The following is a 3,135-nucleotide window of genomic DNA, read 5'->3' as shown; positions in this document are numbered from 1 at the left end:
TTCGACGACCTACCGTACATCCCTTTTGGGGTGTCTCAGAGGGTACCCTTTCTATGGATAGATCCCCCCACCCTTTTTCAGCCCTATTTCCCGTCGCCAAAAGAGCGAACTTCCTTGGGCGAAATCTCGGTGATCCCCTCAAGTAGGTATTGACGCTCCACGCAAAAAGCCGTAACATTGCAGTCAATACACCGAGCCCCGCATTCACCCCCAAAGTGTGCGCCGCCCATTCACTCAACTATAAATACAGAAAGACATGGAACAGGAAACCCTCCGACAGCCGTCCACCGACCGCTACCCTTCGGAATGCACCACCATCATCGTCGGCGGCAAGCATACCGCTGATGGCTCCATGATCGTCGCCCGTAGCGAAGACTGGAACGCTGTCCTAGCGAAGAACCTCGAGCTCTATCGAGACACCGACCACGGCCCCGAGCGCTTCGTCGCCCTCGACAGTCCTTTCCGCTGTGACCTACCCAAGGAAGCCCTCGGATACTCCGCCCTTGCCCCCTACCACCTACACGGACACTGGGGAAGTGCAGGCTTCAATACCGCAGGTGTCGGTATGAGTGCCACCGAAAGTATCTTCAGCAGTGACCGAGCCCTCCAGGCCGACCCCCTCGTACCCGAGGGTGTGGCGGAGAACTCCGTCTTCAACATCGTCCTGCCCTACATCCGCTCCGCCCGTGAGGGAGTAGAGCGCCTCGGTGCTCTGATCACCGAGCACGGTGTGGCCGAAGGCTTCGGTGTCGGCTTCGTCGACAGCCATGAGATCTGGTATCTGGAGACTGCCTCTGGGCACCGCTGGCTCGCCACACGTATGCCCGAAGATCAATACTTCGTCACCGGCAATCAGAGCCGCTTCCGCCAGTACGATCCACTGGACAAGGCGAACTATCTAGCCTCTGACGACCTGATCGAATTCGCTATCCAGCACGGCCTCTATGACCCAAGCCGTGGCGCCTTTGACTTCCACGAAGCTTATATCCGAGATGTGGCACTCGACACGACCTACAACTATCCTCGTGTCTGGGGCCTACAGGCTAAGCTCAGCCCATCCATCCCCAACGACGTCACTCGGAATACCTTCCCCGTCTTCGCCCAAGCCACCGAACCCATCTCCCTCGGCAAGCTACGCGAACTCTTCCGCTTCCACTATGACGGCACCGACCACGACCCCTACCTTCATCAGAATCCCCGTGAGGTCTATCGCCCCGTCTCCATCTTCCGCACCACGCAGACACATATCCTGCAGGTGCGCCCCGAGCTACCGCAGGCCATCGGCCGAGTGAACTATGTCGCCCTAGGGATGGCTGACCTCGGTGTCTTCCTCCCCCTCTATCAGGGTGTCCGCTCCTATCCCAAGGCGTACACGAAGGGCACTAACCACTCGTCGCACGACTCCGCCTACTGGAAGTTCCGCAAGGTGCAGGCCCTCGGCATGGTGAACTACAACCGCTATGCCCCGCTGATCAAGGAGACCTACGCTGCCTTCGAAGCCGAGGCCGACCAGCGTCAGCGTGAGATGGAAGAGCAGTATCTCGCCATCTACAAGACCCAGCCTCTACGGGCGCAAGACTTGCTTCAGGCCTTCTCTGACCAACTCCTTCGCTCCGCTCTCGACGTCACGGACGAACTGATCGAGACGCTCTTCACTCGCCTGACGGAAGACATCCAAGCCGAGTACGAGTTCCACGGCGCCTAGCCCTTCCTTCCCACAAAAACCAGAGAGCCGAGACCCTCACGATGTGAGAGTCTCGGCTCTGGTATTTTAGCACCTGGGCGGGACGGCTACCACAGCTCGTGCCAGTGGCGGAAGTGGCTGAGGAGATAGTGGGGGCCTCGCTCGATGAGGGTGAAGGGTACGCCTTGCTCCCGCCAATAGGCCTCTTGGCTCGGGGGCGGGATGACCCGATCATCGTCGCCGATAAAGGCATGAGACCAGAGACCTTGCGCCTGTGGCTTGGGCACGGGACGAGGGCGGTCACGCTCGATGGTGTAGGGACGAAGGAGTTCGTCATAGATGACATCCGTGGGGCGCTCCCGCACATCTTCGTAGAGGTGACGATAGGTCTTCCCTCCAAGCATGCGCCTGTCGAAGCGCACCCGATTCTCCTCGGTGATGCTCCCGAGTGTCGCCTGATAGACGGCTTCGGGGATACCGTAGACATCATCCATAGGGTAGCCCGTCCCAGCTACCGCCGTGCCCGAGATGAGGTGCTCTCTGAGGCGAGGATGCTCCGAGAAGAAGCGGTCGGCCGCCCACACACCCATCGACCACGCCACGAGACGAAGCTCCCTGTAGGGGTGGAAGTCAAAGTCAAGCTGATCATCCCGATAGTCCCAGAGGATGAGGAGATCATAGCCCTGCTCCTCCGCTAAATGCTCTACGGCCACGGGGCCAAGCGCCCAGCCATTGAAGTAGAGGATAAGACGGTGGGAAGGGGTGGAGGAAGAGCCTGGGATAAAGAGTTGCTTCATGACGGGTTAGGCTTCGCAGTCTTCGTCCTCGGGTTGCTCAAGGGCCAGCATCTCCGCATAGTCTTCCCAGTCGGGATCCTCCTGGCAGTGAATATCCAGAGGAATGGTAGGATAGGGCTCAAGGCAAGCATTCAGTCGCTCGCCGAAGGTGGGGAGGTGACGTGTGTAGAAGGTCCAATCCTTCTGCCCACCGCCGGTATAGTTGCCCGTGAGGATGGCGAGCTTGTCCCGCTCCATGATCCGTCGGAGCTTGGGCTCAATGTCTTCGATGAGACGGGCAGTCTCTTCGTCGGGCATCCCGTCGGCCTCGGCGGGATACGGCCAACTAATATCTACACGCACACGGAGCTTCCCGCTGGATCGGAAGCCTTCGATCCCCTTACGCACGGTCACGAAGACGAGTGCCCCCGCCTCGGTATGGCTCAGTGTCGTGAACCAGTCATCAGTCAGTATCATAGTTCTTCTCTTAGTGTCGATCTAGCCTAGTGGGTGAAGTGGTCTCTTAGAGGGCTCATCCCTAGGACTTTGCTCGCAAAGATACTGAGAAGCTAGGGAAGTCTCAGGGCGGGAGAAGCGAAGCCTCGAGAGCCGAGGCTCAGGAAGGGGCAAAATAAAACCTACTGTAGGTCGCCTCGACGACCTACGGTAGGTCGG

Annotated in this window: 3 protein-coding genes; 1 reads left to right on the top strand and 2 read right to left on the bottom strand. The window is 59.0% G+C overall.

All coding sequences use genetic code 11. The annotated features are described in order from the left end of the window. Positions 1–256 precede the first annotated feature (256 nt). Complete coding sequence (locus HMPREF1556_RS06870; protein ID WP_021667680.1) at positions 257–1,705, top strand: C69 family dipeptidase; 1,449 nt, start codon at positions 257–259, stop codon at positions 1,703–1,705. Positions 1,706–1,791: 86 nt separating this feature from the next. Here HMPREF1556_RS06870 and HMPREF1556_RS06865 read toward each other — a convergent pair whose 3' ends face one another. Both HMPREF1556_RS06865 and HMPREF1556_RS06860 read right to left on the bottom strand, forming a co-directional pair. Further along, positions 1,792–2,481, bottom strand: coding sequence for a DUF452 family protein (locus tag HMPREF1556_RS06865; RefSeq protein WP_021667679.1), 690 nt, complete (start codon positions 2,479–2,481; stop codon positions 1,792–1,794). A gap of 6 nt (positions 2,482–2,487) precedes the next feature. After that, positions 2,488–2,937, bottom strand: coding sequence for a DUF695 domain-containing protein (locus HMPREF1556_RS06860; RefSeq protein ID WP_021667678.1), 450 nt, complete (start codon positions 2,935–2,937; stop codon positions 2,488–2,490). Between the last annotated feature and the right edge of the window lie 198 nt (positions 2,938–3,135).

The sequence above is a fragment of the Porphyromonas sp. oral taxon 278 str. W7784 genome, assembly GCF_000467855.2.
Classification (GTDB): Bacteria; Bacteroidota; Bacteroidia; order Bacteroidales; family Porphyromonadaceae; genus Porphyromonas.
Note: the sequence above shows the minus strand (reverse complement) of the source record. Positions and strands in the feature narration are given on the sequence as shown.

Bases quoted from the DNA above. Each gene is read 5' to 3' on its own strand.
- HMPREF1556_RS06870 (WP_021667680.1), top strand. From the start codon at position 257: ATGGAACAGGAAACCCTCCGACAGCCGTCCACCGACCGCTACCCTTCG.
- HMPREF1556_RS06865 (WP_021667679.1), bottom strand. From the start codon at position 2,481: ATGAAGCAACTCTTTATCCCAGGCTCTTCCTCCACCCCTTCCCACCGT.
- HMPREF1556_RS06860 (WP_021667678.1), bottom strand. From the start codon at position 2,937: ATGATACTGACTGATGACTGGTTCACGACACTGAGCCATACCGAGGCG.